We start from the raw sequence: 16,776 nt of genomic DNA, 5'->3' as shown, positions 1-16,776 counted from the left end.
ATTTATACAAATATAAAGAGATAAAATCTTAATTTAATTTCATAAAAAAATATCATTTGAATTAATCCTCTTATTGAATCTTCATCCTTTAAAAAGGATGAAGAGTGAAATATTATCCGATTCTAGAAAACCGTTTTTCCTTTTGGCTTTTTCGATTTTCTAGGCTGTTTTTGCTTAGGTGTAGCCTTCATCAAATCACCTCATAGACGCAAAAAAGGCACCTGGTACACATGGTATCAGATGCCTTTTTTGCGTATTCACAATTATTTTATGTTATCATATTACCATTTTATCAAAACCCAGTCAATGGACATCGAAAACTTTTTTTCCTACTCGATGAATCGAACACTATCTACACCGAAAATCAATGCTGACAAGGATTTAACCGCATTTTCTAAATCTCGTTTGACAGTCTTAACACTCACTTTTTGGACATTTGCTATTTCTTCAAAATTTAGTGCCGGATCTAAAATATAGTACTTTAGTAGGGTGTCATAGCGGCGAATCTCTTCCTTTCGGTTCGCTGTCTCCGCAACAGCCTTATACACGTCAAGCATGCGATCCAGGTAAGACACCATGGCGATAGTACGTTGTTTACTTTTAACAATCGACTCAATAACCAAATCACCATAATCCAAAAACTCGAAATCGTCAGGATCTAGCAAGTGGTCAATTTCCACAATGTTCTCCTCGCAGTGAATTTTAAAATTTTTATAGTTTGCAAGAAGGAGACGAGTATTTCGCAATCGACGATCTACCCTTTTTCTCTTTTGCTCTTTTTCTCTCTGTTTGTAATAATCAATTGCCGTTTCAGAAGCAATTTTGATAATGTGATCCATCAATTCCTCATTGCTTTTGCCGTTAGCATCCATTTCCCTTCACCCTTCCTTTAGTTATTAGGACACTAACTTTCTTAAATCAAAAATAAAACTCTGCATTTTTGCCTTATTAAACTGATATAATCGACCTGTCGTAGTATGAGGACCTTCTACCTCAAGGTATTTTTCACTAATTCTCAAGTATCCATTGTTATCAAACTCTTTATCATAGTACTCCCAGTAATCTGATGCCTCACTTGTAGCATCTTTAGGAATAAAACTAGACCATATTTCATTTGCAATAGACTCAATATAAGCAACAAACTCTTTAAAGGTTTCTTCTGTGAATTGAAATTGAAAATTAGGTTTTTCATCTTCAAGTAAATCAACTTCAAAAATAACTGCTGATTTTCTGTGTTTAATAATCAAATCTTTGCCATTAACTGTTTCAAATACTCTTTGTTTCATTTCGCCCTTCCTTTCTGCGGATAAGTTTCGTACTACGGATATTAATTTTTATCATTTTTGAAGGATTTCCTTACGATTTATTGAATTAATTTAAATACAGTAGAAAAATAAAAAGTAAAGGATGAAATGAATGAATTCACTCCGTTCTCCAATTGCCTGTAAGGTAAATAATGTTTTTATCCATGTAAGTGACTTAGAAAAATCTGCAGAGTGGTACAGCGAGCTTCTTGGACTTCCCTTTAATAAAGAGGATGTTTTATCTCCTGTTTATAATATCCCTGTTACGACTGAGACTGGACTTACTTTAGACGATCACACTTTCGATCCAAGTTTCACATTAAAACCTTCAAGCCATGTCTTATTTAATTTTTTTGTCGAAGATATTGATCTAGCATATAAATTTGTCAAAAACAAAGGAATAACAGTTGTCAGAGAAATAGAGCGCATTGGTGATTTTGCCTATTTTAACTTTGAAGATTTAGATGGAAACGTATTAATGATCTGCAATTGTTAAACCTTAATGCAATGGTCAGATTTATCTACCATTGCTCTTTTTCTTATTGCACAGTTGTTATCTTATTTGCTTAAAAATCTAATTAATGGCGGCACTATTAACAATAGCGCAAGTGCTAAATAAGTAAGTTTCTGGTGTTTTTTTATTGGATTCCAAACATATTTTTTAAAAAGAATCATCAATTTCCTTCACCCTTCCTTTCTGCTTCCAATATTACTAACTATCCTTCGTATAAATTCTTCTAATTTAGAAAAGATAAACTTAGAAGGAGGTGTACCGTTATGTCAAAAAATAATTCTGCCTTAGGACTTGGTGTATTAGCTATTCTTTTAACAACTTTTTATACTGCGATATTGGCCTCTCAATTAATGTCTACAAAACACAAAGTTGACTACCTTTACTTTAAAAACAAATTTAGTCATAAAGAAAAAACAACTAATTAATTGTTCTAAAAGCCTTCTTTATAAAAAGTGGGCTTTTTATATAGTCCTGTTCCTTTCTGCGGACAAGTTTCGAATTAAAAAGATTAGTCAATGATCTCCCAATATCTATTGGAAATCCCGTAAATAAAAATATCTTCTCCATTAATTTTCACTTCATATGCTTTTCCGTTAGGATAATCGTCTACTCCTTTAATAACGCCAATGTCATTTGGTTTTATAATTGTCGGTGGAATTGATTCGTCTTCTATATCTCTAACGTTCATTATTTTTATTGCTTTAATCTTTTTTCCTATCAATATGACACCCTCTTTCTTAGGTCTCTTACGCTTAAATTTTAAAGGTGGTTCGCCAGTACCCTTACAATTCTGACAAACCTTATTCCCAATCATCCCATGTCCATTGCACATCAAGCATACTGTCATATCTAACAGGCTTGTTATGCTCATAAAGGATCACTCCTAAAATAACGATTCTTGAAAACTTCCTTGTACTGCTGCAATCGGATTTATCCATAAAACTTCTTGTCTTTTTGCTCCTGCTTCGGCAGATACTTTCATAGTTACTCTTCGCCAATGAATTAAGCGTTCATCATAAACCTGATGTGCATATCCCGAAAGAATAACTGGACCAGGATGTTGGTCTAATATATCTAACAACTCAATATGATCTTCTATTGTCATTTCGTGTTTATAGTGTCTTTTAGTTCGAGTTTCCAATATATAAGGAGGATCTGCATAAATGAGAACTTCTTTTCTCTGATACCTTTCAAGCAACTTTACAGCTGGTTGATGCTCAATTTGTGCTTCCTTTAAACGTTTAGCAACTATTATTATTTTTTCAGGAAGTTTACTCCATTCTTTTGCTACATCTGGACCATTTGAAGAAATAAGACTTCTCCATCCTGTTCTATCACTTGTTTTAGCTCCTATCGCTTGCCAGCACCTAACTAGGAATCTTCTTGCATCTTCGAGTTCATTTCCTGTCTCAAATTCATAGGAGGAATAATATTCTTCTCTTGAAAAAGGTGTCCATTCAATAAGTTTGGCTAACTTTTCCGGATTATCTCTTATGACTTTAAAAAGATTAACCACACTGCTATCCATATCATTTATTGTTTCAATACTTGATTTTGGTTTATTAAAAAACACTGCTCCGGATCCAAAGAAAGGTTCCAAGTATGTCTTATGTTCAGGCATATGGCTAATTATCCAGCTGGCCATACTCCATTTCGAACCTGGATAATGTAAAATTCTTGGTATCACCATTTTTACTCCTTTCTAACCCACATAAATTACTAAACTTCTTCAAATTCACATTTTGTATAACTAGATTCTTTTATTCCTCTCATTGCTACTAGTGATGGTGATCCGTAATGAACCTAGTAAACTTAATAATTCTTATATTATTTGAATAAAATAAAGGAAATTTTATCTCTTTAGCTAATAATTAAATAACGATTAATTTTAGGAGGTCTTATAATGGGTAAATTCACACCACATGTTGCAACCTTGGAAATTCCGGTTTCGAATCTAAAAAAATCACTAGATTGGTATTTAGCTATCTTTGACTTAAAAGTTCATTATCAAGATAGTGTTACTGCTATGCTTACATTTGAATCTAAAGGCGTACCAACAATCTACTTGGTCGAAACAGAAGAATTAAACAAACTATCATTCAAAAATACAATTACAGAAAACGTACATAGCATAATCGACTTCTTCACTCCTTCATTAGCCGAGTTTCATAGTTGGCTTAAAGAGCAAGACGTACTTGTCGGTACATTAAATATTGATCCCAACCACGGCTATGGAGGTTTTAGTTTTCAAGATCCTGACGGAAATTTACTTGGTGCAACAAATGTTTTGCATCCTGGGCAATAAATAAACTGCTTATCATATTAGAATTTCATATTATTTCTTTATCCTCTGTATTTTCCAAAGCATATCAAGTGGTAAAATCACTTGATATGCCTCCATCATTAAATATGTGTTTCTATCTTTACCATAGGTAATCCCAGATTTTTTCTATTTTCATTGATGCGTTCTAACCCAACCTCGCAATATTCTTTCTGTAATTCAAACCCTATCCATCTTCTATTTGTATTGTCACAAGCTACCGCCGTTGTAAATCCGCCCATACAATTATCCAAAACTATTTCCCCTTCATCTGTGTATGTTTTAACGATGTACTCAAAAAGCGACAAAGGTTTTTGAGTGGGATGAAAGGTTTTACTATCTCTTGGAAAATCCAAAACGCTCTTAGGAAAGTTTTTGTATCTTACATAATGTGATTTTGTTAATGTTGCATTTCGTTCGCCTAGAACTTTCATTTTAGGACTTTTTTTCACTTTCTTAGCCTGTATTGGTATTAAGCCCTGCGGATGATACGTTGGTAATTTTTTATAAAATACACATACATTTTCATGATTTTTCAATGGCATTCGGTTTGCATTTGGAAATCCTGTTATATGATTACCTTTCTTCCAAATCCATTCGTATCGAAACCACTTCATATTTGATGCAATTAATGCCGTAGTAAACGGTTGACTCGCCGTAAGAACAATAGCACCATTTTCTTTAATAACCCTTTTGTATTGTTCCCAAAGTGGTTCAAACGGAATAATGCTATCCCAATTACATTGTGTCGTTCCGTAAGGAAGATCACATAGAATAAGATCGATTGAATTATCAGGAATAGACTTCATTCCTTCTAAGCAATCCATTTGATAAATAGTGTTTTCTTTTAAACTCATTTTCTTTTCTCCTCTCAAAGATGTATAATAGGTATTATCCGAACACCTGTTCTATCTTTGAGAGACTTTTAAAGTCTCTTATTCTATTAATCCCTCTTCTTTTAATCAAATAGGGATAACTGTTCATATCCATTTATAACTGGTTCTGTGACAACTATTTGCTCCTTCTCACTAAACTCTTGGTTATAAGTGTCTAGTACTTCCTCCATTTCTCCAAACCAATGGAGTGGAAAACATCCTCTAAAACCTTCGAATTGTCCGTTTTCGTATTGATCATAGAAGTAGCAGCTATCCACCAAACTAATCTTTAATTTCTGTTCTGGATACTCCACTTTCAAACGAATAAAATACTCTTTTAGCTCCGTTCCTCTATATCCTGGCTTCCTCCATACCAGCTGTGCTTTATAGACCTTCTCTTTGTCATAATCACTTACCAAACATGGTCCTTTCGGTTCTGCTGGCCATTCTTCTTTAATCTTTTTTATGATTTGAAAATACCTTGATTGGTAACACCCCTTATGCGCTTTACTATCTGGGAATACCGATACATAAAAGTAGTTAGGACCATTAGGAAATAAAAAGTATGTTTGGCCCTCTATTAGTACTGTTGTATTGGCAGTATCCACGCATATTCCTTGGATCATTTCACTTGTATTCATATCTTTTACCTCTTGGGTATAGCACCCCATGTTGCTTGCTATACGGATTTTCCTTACGTACTTCTTGTTTGCCTAATCCTTCCTCGTATACTGTTAGGACTTGTAATACTTCGCAATCGAGACTGACTGCTTTTGTTACTACGACTCTTCTTGCCACTAACAGCACCCTTTCTTAGTTTTTTTAGTTTATCTAGCTCAATAAAGCCCAATGATTCCTCATAAGCCAGTACCTTTAGTGGAATATCGAACTTGTATTCATAAATCTTTTTCTTAAGCAAAAACTCTTTTGTTTCTGCTCCTTTGATGTCGATTACTTCCACGGATCCATCCAAGTTATGAATCTCAAAATCTGCTACATATTCAATCTTTCGGACTTTCGTTCCATCTGGTTTGGTATATGCTTCTTGAAGAAGGAATCTAGGTTGGCATTTAAAAGACTTGATTTGTTTTGCTTGTAATAGCCATTTGAGCTGCAAGTAATATGTAGCTTCGGCTTGGCTGTCAAAGGTGATATTATCTACCACTGTCTTTTTATTGCCATACTTATTTCTTGCCATATAGGTGCTCCTTTCAGGCTCACTTCAATGCTCTTATACGTTCTTGTAGTGCAATTCTTCGTTTTTCTAATTCGTCAGAATCCATTTGCTGCTCTTCGTGAGAATTTCCACTGTCCCAATACTCTGGTATTTTTTCTTTTCGTATAGGAGCAAAGCCTTTCCTTTGGCTAGCTTGTTGCTGACGATTAGCCTCAAATTGTTCTTGCTCTTTTTGGACATCCTCAGCAGTTCGTATTCCTTTTTTAGACCAGCTGTTTAAGATAGACCTGGCATAAGGATACTTGGCGCCATTCTCTGAAGCTTTACGGAATGCTAAGCAAATTACCTCTTCTTGTAGACCATCTTTGTCTATAAAGCTATTTATCTCCTGAATCTGTATTGGAGAAGGTTGTCCACTAAAGCAGATCATGTATTCATCAAAATAATTTGAACGCTTAGTAACAGCAGCTGTATTTGTTTCGTTTTTGTTTTGTATAGGTTTAAGTATCTGTTTAGGTATAGTCAAGTCCTGATTAGGAGATTGATATATTGATTGGTCGGTGTATTGGTCATCTGATTGGTAATAATATAGGTCAAATGAGTTGACCAATAATGATTTCATTTGATAAATAGGAGCTTTTCCTTTTTTACCTTTCTCATATTCAATCAGATTATTTTCGATAAGCTTTTTTCGAGCGTCTACTAGACCTTGTTTTGAAAGTCCAGTTAGCTTCTCTACTGTTGAATTGGGAGCATTGAATCGTTCTTTCCATCCAGTCATATTGTTTATGGTCATTAATGTATGCCATAAAGCAATTGCACTTGTGTTAAGATCGTTCAGTAGCAACCAATCCCTAAAAGCCTTCAACTCTTTAAGATAGTTCACGTGATCACACCCGTTTATTCAGTATTATTTCTTTCTGTCTTTTATTTAGTAAGTAATCACCCTTGCCCGCATTACATTCTTTACAAGCAGTTACCAAATTAGCTATTCCATCAGAACCACCTTTAGCCCTAGGTACAATATGTTCAATTTCCAGAGTGGTATCATGTTCTCTAGGATTTCGACCACAGTATACACACCTGAAATTATCTCGAGAGAATATTAAAAACCTTTTTCTTAATAAACCTGTGGAAACATGAGATAATTCATTATTTAGAAATTCTTTTAAACAATTTATACAGTAATAATCAGTTTGTTTTTTCCAATAAACGCAGTAAACATCTATATTGGTATCGCAGTATACACATTCAATACCTTTCTCACATATTTCGCATGCTTCAAGGACTTCATTCAATGATAACTTAGTAGCCCATTCATGAAATTGTTTTCTGTAATGACCGTTCATGCTGTTTAACCCCTCCTATCTCCTATAACATATCGCAAAACCATCTCTAACAGATTTCACAACATAATCTGGATAATGTCGCATATACAGTAGGACAAGTGTCTTTAAATGGTCCCTATCCTGCGCTTCTTTAAACAGTCTTTCTGGCAAGAGCACACGATAGGGAACTTTATTACCTATCATTCAAAATCAATACTTCCTTGATCAAAACTAGGCTTTTCTTCTTTTGATTCATTATCTATTTCATAATCAATAATGTTTGCATTATCATCTATTGTTGATTCTTCTACTTCATCTGTTATATCCTTTAATTCACGTTCTTCATTTTCGTCTTCTGAAACAGCCTTCTGCATTTCAACAGAAAGAATTCCCCATTTACTTAGCATATTTCTCACTACCGTTTTCATGGCCATTGCATCATAATCAGACTTCCATACGTTATTCATAGCCTTCTTATCCTTCATCTTATTGTGCTTAATACGATGAGCTTCTACTTCATCTCTTGTCCAATAGACTGTCTTTTCGAAGCCGTTTGTTAGTTTAAAAAATCCGCAATAACCGATTACTTTCTCACTAACCTTTCCGTCTAGGTCTAGCTCCATTTCCTCCGTAATTCTGTTCCAACGCTTTAACTCACCTTCATATATAGGACTAACGTTAATATTCTTATATTGACCTGTTCTAAGGGCCAATTGGATATAGCCTTTGTATCCTAATTGAAACTGTGCTGCTTTCACTCCTTTTTTTGAGTCGTAGAAAGGAACAATCCATGCATAACCGAGGTTCTTGTCCACTGGTAAGTCTAATGATGCAGCAACCATTGCACTCGAGATAATAGACATTGGTTCTGCAGCTTGAAGCCCTGGATCTCCGTTATATAAGTTCAAAATAGAAGCCATAAACTGTGGTGCTTTTTTTGAAAGAACTTGTTCAAATTTCTTTTGCATGGTCGGTGTATTTAGCAAGGATTTCAACCCTAAATTTTGTGCTGATACTTGCTGTGGTGTTCCACTTTGTTTATTTGCTAACTGGTTCTTTAGCGCTTGATTAGTAGCCATTATTTAGCCTCCTTCACTGCGAATTTACGGAAGGAAGAAGGTTTCAACACATTCTTATAAACATCTGGGTACTTCTCTTTAAGTGTCTTAGTATCCACTCTGTTTTGAACTTGATTCTTCCAAGAAACGATGTAGCTATCAACTATACCTGTTTCAGCATCTTTTAACTCAGCTTTTATTTTGTTTTCAATTTCAGTCTTTGCTGTTTTAACCAGCTTTTCATCTGATTTAATCTTTTCATATTGTTCAAGTAAAGATCTATAATCTGCTGGAAGAATAATTTCTTTATCTTTCTCCGCTTTATCGTATTTTTCTTTTAAATACTGTTCAGCTGCACTCGAACCATCAAGTTCTGGTGGATTACCTTGCTGTACGTGGTACTCCCAAAAATGCTTTTCTGCTTCAAAAATCATATTGATAAGTTCTTCATCACGCTCTATTTCTTTCCATATGAACTTGTTACCGCCAACTAAAACAGCAATGTATCCTTTTTCTTTTCCAGTTACTCCAAGATAGTGTTGGACCTGAACTAGATAAGTTGCTGGAATTTCATCTGCTTCCCACTCCTTAGCAAGATATGCTGAAGCTGTTTTACATTCTAAAATGGCGGATTCTCCAACAACCATGCGATCTAAGTTAGCCATAATATATGGATAATCTGGATGACTGTACATATAGTTGGAGCGACGTACCTTCTTCTCTGTTCTTTTTTCAAACTCTTTAGCAACCACATTTTCCATTTCATTTCCCCAGTAAATTGCCTCGTTACTGATTTCAGCTGGCTCAACTTGTCCAGTTTTTTCAAGCCATAATTCAAATGCAGTACGATATTTATTTAGTCCTAAGATTATCCCTGCATCACTTCCGCCTATACCTTTTGTTCTTGCTAATAACCAATCATGCCGAGACATTTCTTTCGAGGGAATTGCATTTTCATTAATTGCCATTAAACATTCCTCCAACATTGATTTTTTAATAGAATCTGTTTACTATAGAAGTAAGTGTTTTAATACATGTGCTTTACTTAAGCCCACTCTGCCAAGTGGGCTTTTATTCTGCTGTTTTGAAGATAAAACCAAACTCTTCATTCAAGTATCTCTGCAAATTACTTTGCAGAATGGTCTCTCCGTTATATTCAGCCACTGAATCCCCTTCAATAATTTCATCACCGTAATAATCTAATCCAGCATGTTCTATTTCTTCTTCCAATTCTGCTGGGTAACCAAGTTGATTGATTTGTGTAATTAGTGGATGTTCTAGCAATCTAATTCCTCCTTTCTATAACGTTATCAAAGATCAATGTGGTGCTTATTCACACCATGACAAACAGGAAAGTATCTTCAAATGAGGGGGATATTTGAATTTCCTGTTCATCATGGCAGGAACAAGAGTTCTTGCCACACTGTTTTAACAGTGATAAAATAAAGCTAATCTATTGTTTGAGATTGTGCAGTTAGTTAAGTTGCCGCTTAGCTAGCTGCTTTTTCTTTTTGTAAATCATAGATTTTCTTACGATATTGAAACTCTATATCAAGTAATAAAGCTGGATTAGCTTTCATTTCTCTACAAAGTTTACTTACTTCCCTAGCCTTCATTAATTTGCTTGCAGATAAGATAAATTTCATCTTGTTACCCTCCTTATATTTTCATTACAATCGCAGATAGAATACCTTGGCTTTTTAATCTTTCCGTTACTTCAACTAGTTTTTCCCGGTCCACTTTTCGTTGCTCCAATCTCTTTAGTTCACGTACCGACTTTATATAATCAATTGCATATCTTTCTGCTTTCTTTAAATCTCCAAGCATTAATGCATGTTCACTTATACTAAGGCATGCCATAGCTGCTCTATGCTCTGCTATTACTTTTTTCTTGTCCTGCTCCAAGAATTGATTGATTTCCATATTTACCTCCCTGCACGTTCCTGGAAAAATGTTTCTTTTCTAATCGTTTCAAACTGTGATACAGACGGAATGATGACTCTGTCAGCAATCGCTTCTTGAATCCAGTTCTTTACGAGGATTTCGTAATCTAGATCCCAATTTATCCGAAGTGCAGCTAGTACACAGTCAGATGCTTGTTGGACGTCTAGAACTTCTTCCGCATATTTAAGCATGTCATGCCTCATAGACTCTGAAATGGGATCGTTGAATCTTAGTTGTTTACTCATATGTAGTAATTTCTTAGCTGCTTCGATTGCACCAGTAGCTTGTTGAATAAAATTAGTTAATTGATTAGGAATTGATTGCAGAAGCCATGGATCTACTGGCGGTAATGCTAGTCCGTATATATGCTTGATTTTTTTCAATGCCGTATAATCTTTTAGAATGGAGCACCATTCTTGGGCAATTTCAAAGGGAACTTGCGATGTTCCTTGCTCCATTCTTGTTAATCTTTCAACTGTAATTCCAAGGGCTTCGGCCATATACTTTTTCGTGCGTTGTTCCTCTTGACGTGCCCGCTCTCTTGAAATTCTTAAGATATCTCCTATCGCTGAAGGAGAGTAAAGTCTTGTTTTGCTCAAAGTGTTCGCCACTCTGTTCGCCTCCATCTATTTAGTTTTCAAGAATACAATATTAATAGGTTAAGATACTTTTCTAGGTATCCAATTTTCGATATAGCGTAAAGCTGCCTGTAATTCTTTTCGTTTTACATCTTTATAACTAGCGACGCCAAAACGATCCTTTATTTCTCGGTAAAGTTCTCTAAATAATTTTGGCCGCAATTGAGGGTCATCACAGACTTCATATACTTTGGTTGCCACACCTTTTTGAAGTCTTCGTTGCTCTCCATAATCTAAGGTTATTTGTTCGTCTACCTTCTGATCTACTTGACTAATTAATTTTCGAATTTCATGTTGTTCTTTAATTATGGACTCATGCCCCTCAACCAAATCTGCTGTAGTTCGTAATACAGTCACAAGTGCTTGGTCTTTTGATAATGGAACAACATTTTCCTGAATGGTATAGTACTCATCAACTAACATTTCATAGGCATCCCATGCCTGATCAGTATTGAGTGACTTTGCATGAAGCCATGCCCCTTTTTCAGTCCATAGATAAAGTTTGTTTACTCTGTTTAACGATTCATCAAATTGATGATTCCTTTTAAATTCTTTTAAATCTGTTCCTTCTAGAAGGAAGTAATGTTTCTCTGCCTTGTATCTGCTGATATTACGCCCGAAATTATTATTAATAATTCTTGGTTCAGTTCTATAAGCTTCAGCTAATTGAACAGTAGTTAAAACTCTTTTTCCATTTAGAATAGTTGGTTCTAATTGATTCATTACATGGCCTCCTTGTTAGTTTTTAAGGATTCCTTTTTTAGTTTATCGCTGATAATTCGGTAAATTATTTTGTGGGCTTCCCTCTCTGCTAATTTATAATTGGGGCCCTTTATGACTGTTACTTTCACTTTGGTACCACCTTTCTTACTACCTTTTGTTATATTTTTAAAATTACAGTCTGAAAATTTCACATTATTCATTTGTTAAAGCCCATTAACGCTTTGAAACAATAGAAGGATTTTCCACTTCCTTGTCGAATTTTGACACTGGAAGGAGGTGGAGAAGTTGGATAATAATAATCAATTGAGTTTTCAAGATTTTCTACACTACTTTACAAATTTTTGTTCAGAAGATCTTATTAACAAACACGCTGAAAGTTTTAAGCAGGCGTTAATTGATAAATCTGATGATGGTAAGCTTGATTTAACAATTAATGAAAACTTACAATTTGTTTTTAAAGAATTTTTCCTAACGTCGACTATGGCTAATCTTGAAATTTTGAATGAATATCATCGTTTTCTTCTTGCAAACGTTGACGAAATTCTTTCCCAATCTGACTAAAATCTAATTTCTTTACATCCACTAAAACAGGCAGTATACTAACTTCTTTTTCAGCAGCATCTTTGTGTGGTGTAACTAATTCCAAGACAATTTCAAATGACTCTAAGCAAGTCATTGTTTTTAGAACTTCTTCTAGTTGATCAGCCGCTAACTGAATTAACTGTTGAAGTTCTTCTAAATTTGAAATTTTGTAGATGCTGGTATTTTGTTTACTTATGGGAATCGCCTCCTATTCTGACTTGAGTTACCTGCTGTCTAATTTGTTCTATCTTTTGGTTCAAATCGTCACCACCTCTAAATAAAAATACACACTTCGTGACATTAATCTTCAAAAAAAATTATCCAGTCGAAATCTAAAGCCTGAGAGATTTTTTTGGCAACAGTTACTGATGCATTTCTATCTCCCGACTCTATCATTGCATAAGTTGATCTTGCTATTTCGGCTTGTTTAGCGACCTCCGATTGAGTTAAGTCTTTCTTAACTCTTAAATCAATTAACCACTGTCTCATAAACCGCCTCCTCTCTCCATGTCACATAATGTGTAACTAAAATATACTACACATTATGTGACTTGTAAATATAAAATTACACATTTTGCAGAAAAACTTTTCAAGTCACATTTTGTGACGTTATAATAAAATAAAAGTATGGAAGGGAAAGGAAAATACATGCTTGGTAAAAGGCTCGAATCATTAAGAAAAAAAGCCAAATTAAGACAAGAAGATGTTGCTAAAATTATTGGTGTAGGTAGAACTACATACGCTATGTATGAACAAGGAAACCGTCAACCTGATTATGATACCTTATTAAAAATATCTAAATTTTTCGAGGTAACTACCGATTATCTAATTTCAGGACATAATAATATAACTATTGCAGGTCAGCAGATTAACCTTACTGAAGAAGAATATAAAATTTTCGAAGAACTGAAGAAACACCCTATCCTTTTCCATGACCTTGCTAAAGATCCAGAAAAGAAAATTAAAGAACTCATCAGATTACAGAAAGCTAGAGATATGTTTCTAAAAGAAGATGATGATGAGAAAAAGGGATATGGATTTGGAGAACTAGATGATGAATAACACGATTACTTGTAATCGTGTATATTTTTAACATCTATATGGTAATTAAGCACTAATTTTGGATTTATAGGAAACAGGTCTATATACGTATCTTTTCAAAATACTCCTTCAACTTCCTTCCAAAATTAATTTTAACTATGAAAACATCTACTTTAGGAGTTAGACAATGCAACAAATCAAGACAACCACAGATAGATGGGAGAAAAAAGCAAATATAGTCCTTTCACATTTTAACTACCTACAACCAGATGAAATTGATATGTACGATATTTGCTGGCGATATGGAGTCAATATCAAACCATTAGACGTTAACTTCTTTGACCCTAATTTTGATTATGAGTCTATCAAACATCTAAAATCCTACGCTATTCCTGACTCTGTGGGTAGACGCGGCACCATCTTCATTCGGCCAGAGCTTGATCCTATTGAAAAAAGACTTCTTCTTGCAGAAGAGTTTTGTCATTGCTATTCCCACTATTCTTCACAGCTATTAACTGATGAGCATATTCGCAACAAACAAGAACACCAGGCGAAAAGGATGGCTGCCTATCTGCTTATGCCGAATAAATTCTTAAAGGAATTATACAAAACAGCCATCAATGAACCAATCCTGATTTCTGACATTGCGGATCACTTCCTTGTGACAGAGGAATTTGCACACTATCGGTTGGAGTTGATTTATCAACATAAGGTAGATGGGTTTGTTCAGATAAAAGAGAGATTGTGGAGTTTGGAGATGTTCTAAGTCTCTGTTTAAATTAACAAGAAGTATAAATAAACTTAATTATTATTTAGGTTGGAGGACTATCTATGGTTGAACGTTTTACTGAATTAAGTGATTCGCAACAAAAAAATATTTACCCTTTCTTAGATAAGGCACAAAATCATGAATTAAGCAAAATAAGAAATCTCTATCAAATTAAAGGTGGACAAAACTTAATACAATTTAGAGAGAATGTTCTACATGGTTTAATGATGGAAGAAATAGAGTTTAATTATTTCATAAATTGGTTAAATGAAGTATATTTAGAATCTAATAATACACTATTTGTTTATGAGCCCGATAATATTTCTATATTTGAAAAGTATAACAAGGAGAAAATTATAGAAAAAGCCGAAAAAATAAAAACTAATATTTTTGATATAAATATCGAGAATCTTACAGATATAGAATTAACAAATGTAAAAGTTTATGATGAGCAATTAGTTCTCACTCTTGTTTCTCCTTGCTTCGTAATTCAGCAAAAAATAAAGAATGATGTTCCAAACTTTACTAAGGATATCTTTTTAGCTTATATAACAATTGACTATACTACTAAGCAGTTTGTTTTATCAATGCCTCCAATCAGCAATCTATACTCTTTAAATGGCATTAAAAAGAAAAAAGAGATGGATGAAGTCTCTTTACAATTCATTAAATACTTTAAGAAGCAATTAATCCCTTTTAACTCTGCCAATCCTGATTGGATAATTGATGCATTATTTGATATAACTGAGGAATATTTTGACCATAATAATCCTATAATTACTAAAAAATTAAACTTGTTTAAAGAAAAAACATTAACAACAATTACTACCCTAATTGCAGATGGTGAAGAAATGCTTCAATTAAATTCCAATACGAATAGAATAAAAAAAGAAATAATAGAATTATACGAGCGCCAACTAATTGCAACCTATGGTATTATTGAAAAAGAAACAGTATTTAAAATTTTTTTTAATGAGTCTGGAAAAGGTGTAACATCATTTAGAGCAAATGCACGAGGTAAAGCATTGGATTATGCAGATTCCTATGAGATAGTTAAAAAGATGATTGAAAATGCTGATATAGCCTCCATAGGAATTACTTACATCCACAATGGAAGGGAATTCCCTTATAAAATTGTCAAGGAAAACGCTTATTACTCATTAAAAAGAATTAGTAAAGCGTTGACTGAAAAGGAGATTGTTGACAATGTACTTCGTCAGCTTAAAAAATATAAATCAGGAGAAGAATTTACTAATACCACAGAAGAAGCTTAATCAGATAAGTGAACATCTAGATACATTAATGCCTAATCAATCTATTTCACCAAGATATTTATCTAGAATCACAAGATTAGAGCTAAAAAAAGTAAACCAATTACTTTCAGAATTATCTTTTAGAGATTTATTAGACGTTAGATTTATTATTTATTGTGATAATGAAGACCCTGATATGGTTCATGCATTCGACTTTACTTCTGAAAATGAATTATTAGACTTTATTAGGAACAATGATTGTTGCCCTCTCTGTGATGCTAATTTACTTACTTCTAATATAAGAGTTTCTTTTGTAAAAAAGGACATTCCATATAAGAAGGTGATAAATAATGACTGATACAATTTTATATAATGAATATACAGATTATTCCCCTGATGATAAAGTCTGGTTACCAATTCCTAAGGAAGAGTATTCTAAATTTGATAAATTAATTGATAATGTTATTTCATCTTTTGAATCAGGGAGCAAAATGGAAAAAGGAAATAGTTTAGAACACTTAATGACGTATATTTATAGCCGTTTTAAACATATCAGAGTTTATCATAATGTAAGAAAATCCGATAATCAAATTGACCATATTTTAGAGTTTATTGATGGGGTTACTCCTTCATTTATAAAAGATAATATTGGTATTAGATTAATTGGAGAGTCAAAAAACCATAAAAAATCAATATCTCCAAGAGAAGTAAGTAATTTGGATGAACTATTAAGAGATAATAAATCAAGACTAGGTGTCTTTTCTTCCTATAAAACATTTAGTAAAGGTAAAACTCTTTGGGTAAATGCCGAAGGAAAAAGAAGGAAACTGGCTCTTTGGAATCAATATAATAGAATAATCATCGGGTTTACGATAACTGAATTATCTACTTTAAAAGAAAAAAATTTTTATTCATTGTTAAAACAAAAGTTTGACCAAGTTATTGATGAACTTGATGATTGTAATACAGATGATAGTTATAAACTTCCCTATAATGAAAGATTATTTAACTCTTTATCGGAATTACATCAAAAAGGTATTATTAATCAAGCTGCATTCGAGCTAGGGCAAAAACAAATTGAGAGTAAATATGGTGAACTAAATTTATGATTCCCTCAAAAATGTCCAATATATGGACATTTTATTTATTTAAAAAAAGAACAATTTTCTTTATTAATTTAATTATGCTCAAACAGAGTAAGACAATTACTTAAATAAAAAAATAACTCGCACTCCCCTATTGTAATGAAG

26 protein-coding genes are annotated in these 16,776 nt (G+C 33.5%); 9 read left to right on the top strand and 17 right to left on the bottom strand.

The genetic code is table 11. The features are described from left to right. Positions 1 to 329: 329 nt before the first annotated feature. On the bottom strand, positions 330 to 872 hold the full coding sequence (locus BCI01S_RS22510) for a hypothetical protein (RefSeq protein WP_047944075.1): 543 nt from the start codon (positions 870 to 872) through the stop codon (positions 330 to 332). A 24-nt stretch (positions 873 to 896) separates the two neighbouring features. Further along, a complete protein-coding gene (locus tag BCI01S_RS22505) occupies positions 897 to 1,286 on the bottom strand; it encodes a hypothetical protein (RefSeq protein WP_047944074.1) in 390 nt (129 codons plus the stop codon). A 130-nt stretch (positions 1,287 to 1,416) separates the two neighbouring features. On the opposite strand from BCI01S_RS22505, the gene BCI01S_RS22500 reads away from it, so the two are divergent. Both BCI01S_RS22500 and BCI01S_RS25705 read left to right on the top strand, forming a co-directional pair. Further along, entirely contained in the window at positions 1,417 to 1,800 is a 384-nt protein-coding gene (locus BCI01S_RS22500; RefSeq protein ID WP_047944073.1) for a VOC family protein, read from the top strand. 281 nt (positions 1,801 to 2,081) lie between these two features. Beyond that, the gene (locus BCI01S_RS25705) at positions 2,082 to 2,243 is read left to right on the top strand and encodes a hypothetical protein (protein WP_162837593.1); all 162 of its coding nucleotides are present in this window, start codon (positions 2,082 to 2,084) and stop codon (positions 2,241 to 2,243) included. Positions 2,244 to 2,326: 83 nt separating this feature from the next. Here BCI01S_RS25705 and BCI01S_RS22495 read toward each other — a convergent pair whose 3' ends face one another. Together BCI01S_RS22495 and BCI01S_RS22490 are read right to left on the bottom strand one after the other, a co-directional pair. Then, positions 2,327 to 2,689 carry a hypothetical protein gene (locus BCI01S_RS22495; protein ID WP_047944072.1) on the bottom strand — a complete coding sequence of 121 codons (363 nt, stop codon included), beginning with the start codon at positions 2,687 to 2,689 and terminating at the stop codon, positions 2,327 to 2,329. A 12-nt stretch (positions 2,690 to 2,701) separates the two neighbouring features. Continuing rightward, positions 2,702 to 3,508 carry a DNA adenine methylase gene (locus BCI01S_RS22490; protein WP_061801145.1) on the bottom strand — a complete coding sequence of 269 codons (807 nt, stop codon included), beginning with the start codon at positions 3,506 to 3,508 and terminating at the stop codon, positions 2,702 to 2,704. Positions 3,509 to 3,721: 213 nt separating this feature from the next. Here BCI01S_RS22490 and BCI01S_RS22485 point away from each other — a divergent pair, with 213 nt between their 5' ends. Then, positions 3,722 to 4,123: a VOC family protein gene (locus BCI01S_RS22485; protein ID WP_047944069.1), complete on the top strand. Its 402-nt coding sequence runs from the start codon at positions 3,722 to 3,724 to the stop codon at positions 4,121 to 4,123. A 98-nt stretch (positions 4,124 to 4,221) separates the two neighbouring features. Here the strand turns inward: BCI01S_RS22485 and BCI01S_RS22480 are convergent, their stop codons facing one another. From BCI01S_RS22480 to BCI01S_RS22430, 12 genes are all read right to left on the bottom strand, one after another. Then, entirely contained in the window at positions 4,222 to 4,995 is a 774-nt protein-coding gene (locus BCI01S_RS22480; RefSeq protein WP_047944068.1) for a DNA-methyltransferase, read from the bottom strand. 101 nt (positions 4,996 to 5,096) lie between these two features. Then, positions 5,097 to 5,654, bottom strand: a complete 558-nt coding sequence (locus BCI01S_RS22475; RefSeq protein WP_061801144.1) for a hypothetical protein — start codon at positions 5,652 to 5,654, stop codon at positions 5,097 to 5,099. Positions 5,655 to 5,707: 53 nt separating this feature from the next. Next, entirely contained in the window at positions 5,708 to 6,211 is a 504-nt protein-coding gene (locus tag BCI01S_RS22470) for a DUF1064 domain-containing protein (protein WP_082810126.1), read from the bottom strand. Positions 6,212 to 6,230: 19 nt separating this feature from the next. Beyond that, positions 6,231 to 7,076, bottom strand: a complete 846-nt coding sequence (locus BCI01S_RS22465; protein WP_061801143.1) for a DnaD domain-containing protein — start codon at positions 7,074 to 7,076, stop codon at positions 6,231 to 6,233. Between the two features lie 4 nt (positions 7,077 to 7,080). Beyond that, positions 7,081 to 7,539 carry an HNH endonuclease gene (locus BCI01S_RS22460; protein WP_053215775.1) on the bottom strand — a complete coding sequence of 153 codons (459 nt, stop codon included), beginning with the start codon at positions 7,537 to 7,539 and terminating at the stop codon, positions 7,081 to 7,083. A 179-nt stretch (positions 7,540 to 7,718) separates the two neighbouring features. After that, positions 7,719 to 8,597, bottom strand: coding sequence for a recombinase RecT (locus BCI01S_RS22455; RefSeq protein ID WP_061801142.1), 879 nt, complete (start codon positions 8,595 to 8,597; stop codon positions 7,719 to 7,721). After that, a complete protein-coding gene (locus BCI01S_RS22450) occupies positions 8,597 to 9,544 on the bottom strand; it encodes a YqaJ viral recombinase family nuclease (RefSeq protein WP_061801141.1) in 948 nt (315 codons plus the stop codon). The genes BCI01S_RS22455 and BCI01S_RS22450 overlap by 1 nt, the downstream gene beginning before the upstream one ends. A 103-nt stretch (positions 9,545 to 9,647) precedes the next feature. Continuing rightward, entirely contained in the window at positions 9,648 to 9,860 is a 213-nt protein-coding gene (locus BCI01S_RS22445) for a YqaI family protein (protein ID WP_061801140.1), read from the bottom strand. A 206-nt stretch (positions 9,861 to 10,066) separates the two neighbouring features. Then, a complete protein-coding gene (locus tag BCI01S_RS25700) occupies positions 10,067 to 10,222 on the bottom strand; it encodes a hypothetical protein (protein WP_167555745.1) in 156 nt (51 codons plus the stop codon). A gap of 13 nt (positions 10,223 to 10,235) precedes the next feature. Beyond that, a complete protein-coding gene (locus BCI01S_RS22440) occupies positions 10,236 to 10,499 on the bottom strand; it encodes a hypothetical protein (RefSeq protein WP_061801139.1) in 264 nt (87 codons plus the stop codon). Positions 10,500 to 10,501: 2 nt separating this feature from the next. After that, positions 10,502 to 11,131 carry a helix-turn-helix domain-containing protein gene (locus BCI01S_RS22435; RefSeq protein WP_061801138.1) on the bottom strand — a complete coding sequence of 210 codons (630 nt, stop codon included), beginning with the start codon at positions 11,129 to 11,131 and terminating at the stop codon, positions 10,502 to 10,504. 48 nt (positions 11,132 to 11,179) lie between these two features. Then, complete coding sequence (locus BCI01S_RS22430; protein ID WP_061801137.1) at positions 11,180 to 11,881, bottom strand: ORF6N domain-containing protein; 702 nt, start codon at positions 11,879 to 11,881, stop codon at positions 11,180 to 11,182. Positions 11,882 to 12,166: 285 nt separating this feature from the next. On the opposite strand from BCI01S_RS22430, the gene BCI01S_RS22420 reads away from it, so the two are divergent. After that, on the top strand, positions 12,167 to 12,442 hold the full coding sequence (locus BCI01S_RS22420; RefSeq protein ID WP_061801136.1) for a hypothetical protein: 276 nt from the start codon (positions 12,167 to 12,169) through the stop codon (positions 12,440 to 12,442). A 321-nt stretch (positions 12,443 to 12,763) separates the two neighbouring features. On the opposite strand, the gene BCI01S_RS22415 is transcribed toward BCI01S_RS22420, so the two are convergent. After that, positions 12,764 to 12,952, bottom strand: coding sequence for a helix-turn-helix transcriptional regulator (locus BCI01S_RS22415; protein ID WP_047944055.1), 189 nt, complete (start codon positions 12,950 to 12,952; stop codon positions 12,764 to 12,766). A 159-nt stretch (positions 12,953 to 13,111) separates the two neighbouring features. Here BCI01S_RS22415 and BCI01S_RS22410 point away from each other — a divergent pair, with 159 nt between their 5' ends. From BCI01S_RS22410 to BCI01S_RS22390, 5 genes are all read left to right on the top strand, one after another. Continuing rightward, positions 13,112 to 13,525 (top strand): helix-turn-helix domain-containing protein, encoded by a 414-nt coding sequence (locus tag BCI01S_RS22410; protein ID WP_047944054.1) that lies wholly within the window; start codon positions 13,112 to 13,114, stop codon positions 13,523 to 13,525. A gap of 166 nt (positions 13,526 to 13,691) precedes the next feature. Continuing rightward, positions 13,692 to 14,270, top strand: a complete 579-nt coding sequence (locus BCI01S_RS22405; protein ID WP_061801135.1) for an ImmA/IrrE family metallo-endopeptidase — start codon at positions 13,692 to 13,694, stop codon at positions 14,268 to 14,270. A 65-nt stretch (positions 14,271 to 14,335) separates the two neighbouring features. Then, a complete protein-coding gene (locus tag BCI01S_RS22400) occupies positions 14,336 to 15,547 on the top strand; it encodes a hypothetical protein (protein WP_061801134.1) in 1,212 nt (403 codons plus the stop codon). Next, complete coding sequence (locus tag BCI01S_RS22395) at positions 15,480 to 15,884, top strand: hypothetical protein (RefSeq protein WP_061801133.1); 405 nt, start codon at positions 15,480 to 15,482, stop codon at positions 15,882 to 15,884. Before BCI01S_RS22400 ends, BCI01S_RS22395 begins: the two co-directional genes overlap by 68 nt. Then, positions 15,877 to 16,635: a hypothetical protein gene (locus BCI01S_RS22390; RefSeq protein ID WP_061801132.1), complete on the top strand. Its 759-nt coding sequence runs from the start codon at positions 15,877 to 15,879 to the stop codon at positions 16,633 to 16,635. The genes BCI01S_RS22395 and BCI01S_RS22390 overlap by 8 nt, the downstream gene beginning before the upstream one ends. The last annotated feature ends 141 nt before the right edge of the window (positions 16,636 to 16,776 follow it).

The sequence above is a fragment of the Niallia circulans NBRC 13626 genome (genome assembly GCF_001591585.1).
Lineage (GTDB): Bacteria > Bacillota > Bacilli > Bacillales > Cytobacillaceae > Niallia > Niallia circulans.
Note: the sequence above shows the minus strand (reverse complement) of the source record. Positions and strands in the feature narration are given on the sequence as shown.

Bases quoted from the DNA above. Each gene is read 5' to 3' on its own strand.
- BCI01S_RS22510 (WP_047944075.1), bottom strand. From the start codon at position 872: ATGGATGCTAACGGCAAAAGCAATGAGGAATTGATGGATCACATTATC.
- BCI01S_RS22505 (WP_047944074.1), bottom strand. From the start codon at position 1,286: ATGAAACAAAGAGTATTTGAAACAGTTAATGGCAAAGATTTGATTATT.
- BCI01S_RS22500 (WP_047944073.1), top strand. From the start codon at position 1,417: ATGAATTCACTCCGTTCTCCAATTGCCTGTAAGGTAAATAATGTTTTT.
- BCI01S_RS25705 (WP_162837593.1), top strand. From the start codon at position 2,082: ATGTCAAAAAATAATTCTGCCTTAGGACTTGGTGTATTAGCTATTCTT.
- BCI01S_RS22495 (WP_047944072.1), bottom strand. From the start codon at position 2,689: ATGAGCATAACAAGCCTGTTAGATATGACAGTATGCTTGATGTGCAAT.
- BCI01S_RS22490 (WP_061801145.1), bottom strand. From the start codon at position 3,508: ATGGTGATACCAAGAATTTTACATTATCCAGGTTCGAAATGGAGTATG.
- BCI01S_RS22485 (WP_047944069.1), top strand. From the start codon at position 3,722: ATGGGTAAATTCACACCACATGTTGCAACCTTGGAAATTCCGGTTTCG.
- BCI01S_RS22480 (WP_047944068.1), bottom strand. From the start codon at position 4,995: ATGAGTTTAAAAGAAAACACTATTTATCAAATGGATTGCTTAGAAGGA.
- BCI01S_RS22475 (WP_061801144.1), bottom strand. From the start codon at position 5,654: ATGAATACAAGTGAAATGATCCAAGGAATATGCGTGGATACTGCCAAT.
- BCI01S_RS22470 (WP_082810126.1), bottom strand. From the start codon at position 6,211: ATGGCAAGAAATAAGTATGGCAATAAAAAGACAGTGGTAGATAATATC.
- BCI01S_RS22460 (WP_053215775.1), bottom strand. From the start codon at position 7,539: ATGAACGGTCATTACAGAAAACAATTTCATGAATGGGCTACTAAGTTA.
- BCI01S_RS22455 (WP_061801142.1), bottom strand. From the start codon at position 8,597: ATGGCTACTAATCAAGCGCTAAAGAACCAGTTAGCAAATAAACAAAGT.
- BCI01S_RS22450 (WP_061801141.1), bottom strand. From the start codon at position 9,544: ATGGCAATTAATGAAAATGCAATTCCCTCGAAAGAAATGTCTCGGCAT.
- BCI01S_RS25700 (WP_167555745.1), bottom strand. From the start codon at position 10,222: ATGAAATTTATCTTATCTGCAAGCAAATTAATGAAGGCTAGGGAAGTA.
- BCI01S_RS22440 (WP_061801139.1), bottom strand. From the start codon at position 10,499: ATGGAAATCAATCAATTCTTGGAGCAGGACAAGAAAAAAGTAATAGCA.
- BCI01S_RS22430 (WP_061801137.1), bottom strand. From the start codon at position 11,881: ATGAATCAATTAGAACCAACTATTCTAAATGGAAAAAGAGTTTTAACT.
- BCI01S_RS22415 (WP_047944055.1), bottom strand. From the start codon at position 12,952: ATGAGACAGTGGTTAATTGATTTAAGAGTTAAGAAAGACTTAACTCAA.
- BCI01S_RS22410 (WP_047944054.1), top strand. From the start codon at position 13,112: ATGCTTGGTAAAAGGCTCGAATCATTAAGAAAAAAAGCCAAATTAAGA.
- BCI01S_RS22405 (WP_061801135.1), top strand. From the start codon at position 13,692: ATGCAACAAATCAAGACAACCACAGATAGATGGGAGAAAAAAGCAAAT.
- BCI01S_RS22400 (WP_061801134.1), top strand. From the start codon at position 14,336: ATGGTTGAACGTTTTACTGAATTAAGTGATTCGCAACAAAAAAATATT.
- BCI01S_RS22395 (WP_061801133.1), top strand. From the start codon at position 15,480: ATGTACTTCGTCAGCTTAAAAAATATAAATCAGGAGAAGAATTTACTA.
- BCI01S_RS22390 (WP_061801132.1), top strand. From the start codon at position 15,877: ATGACTGATACAATTTTATATAATGAATATACAGATTATTCCCCTGAT.